The 213-nt window shown below is 64.3% G+C and carries 1 protein-coding gene; it reads left to right on the plus strand.

The features are described 5' to 3' along the window. On the plus strand, positions 1 to 213 hold a 213-nt coding region (locus FNJ47_RS49540; protein WP_430649511.1), incomplete at both ends, for a hypothetical protein.

The following is a 213-nucleotide window of genomic DNA, read 5'->3' on the forward strand; positions in this document are numbered from 1 at the left end:
AGATTGCGCTCTCGAGCCTGGTGAACGTGTCCGATCCGAGCAATGTCTCGTATCAGCTGCAGCTGTGGGATTCGAACGGCACGGCAGCCGGCGGCGAGTTCCTGATCAACGGCGTGGCGCAGACCGCAGGCCACGCGATCAATGTGCCGTCGGGTGCCAATGTGGTGTTCGATGCCGGGACGTCAGCCGGCACCGATACGCTGTGGGCGCAGC

The sequence above is a fragment of the Bradyrhizobium uaiense genome, from assembly GCF_010811875.1.
Taxonomy (GTDB): Bacteria; Pseudomonadota; Alphaproteobacteria; order Rhizobiales; family Xanthobacteraceae; genus Bradyrhizobium; species Bradyrhizobium uaiense.